At 41.5% G+C, this 1,238-nt stretch carries 2 protein-coding genes; both read left to right on the forward strand.

Annotation, left to right across the window (positions count from 1 at the left end):
* Positions 1 to 309 precede the first annotated feature (309 nt).
* Complete coding sequence (locus Q0257_RS09205; protein ID WP_298024304.1) at positions 310 to 828, forward strand: hypothetical protein; 519 nt, start codon at positions 310 to 312, stop codon at positions 826 to 828.
* Between the two features lie 202 nt (positions 829 to 1,030).
* Positions 1,031 to 1,238, forward strand: a 208-nt coding sequence (locus tag Q0257_RS09210) for a hypothetical protein (protein ID WP_298024306.1), incomplete at its 3' end; no start/stop codon positions are given.

The raw sequence follows: 1,238 nt of genomic DNA on the forward strand, positions 1-1,238 counted from the left end.
AGGCATAAAGCTCCCTTTCTTTCGGGCTTGCAAAACAGCTTGCGCACGCTTTTAAGCCCGTTTAAAACGGCGGAATTTTATAAAATTTCAGATCAAATTCGGATTAAATTTCAAATTTGAAGAGGTTTTGAGATTTAAAGAGTTTCAAATTTAAAGGATTTGAAATTTAGCCGCCTAGCTACGCTTAAAATTTACGCTTTCTCTCAAATTTATAAAAATTTCAACGCATAGTGGCACCGAAAGATCGTAAATTTAGCCCGGGCTAAACCCCATTTTTGTATAATTTCATGAAATTTTAAAGGATAGAAAATGAAAAAATTTTTTGCTTTGCTTCTTGCGGCGTTGTTTTTCGCAGGTTGTGGACAGTCTCAACCGAAAGTGCCGATCGCAAGTGCGTATAAATTCAAGGGCATTACCTACCAACACTTCCAAAACCATAATCCGAAAAAATTTATCTATCAATCGCCGGAAGCAGTCGAGAAAAAGTACAACGAGCAGCTTTTAGCGGCGCTAAAAGAAGCGAACCTGCTGGATCAAAACTCTACCGATGAGCTTAAAATTACAATAAAGCACCACAGGGGCTTTACCGGCGAAGCTACTCCGTTTCCTAGCGATAGAATCGGTGGCATAGAGTTTATCTATGAGGTTCAACTCGTAAGAAACGGCCAAATTTTAAGAAGCTACGTGCAAAATGACATCGAGCATTACGATCCGGGATTTTTCGGCAATATGAAAACCATAGCGTTGCAAAATACGGATGATAGCTATGAAAATGCCGCAATTACGGCTCTTGTCAAGCATTTGATGGAGATTATAAAGAAATTTTAGCGGCCAGCTTGGGCGCAACGCACGTGCCCGATGCCGCATTTGACTAAATTATAAATGATTTTGACGCCTTGCTGGCTTTTAACTCGCGGGATTTTAAAAAATCGCTGCGAGCTTGAGCGGTAAAAATTTAAAGAAGCGGATTGCTTGAGGGCTACCGATATATCGATAGCCCGTCGCCAAGAAGCGGCAGAGCGCTCGATAAGTGCGGCATTTAAATCCTTGCAATGTTCTAAAATATAAAAAATTCGGCGCTAAATTTAAAACGGCGATCGGCTCGGGTGCATTCTTGCCGAGAGGGCTGCTGATTTTGCGGCGAAATTTAAAACGTAGTTTTGCACGATTTAGAGGATGCGAGTTTTGCAGAAGCTCGGCCACACAAGACAGATGGCGAATGCGCGGCAATTATCATA

Origin of the sequence: uncultured Campylobacter sp., assembly GCF_938018035.1 — a bacterium.
Classification (GTDB): Bacteria; Campylobacterota; Campylobacteria; order Campylobacterales; family Campylobacteraceae; genus Campylobacter_B.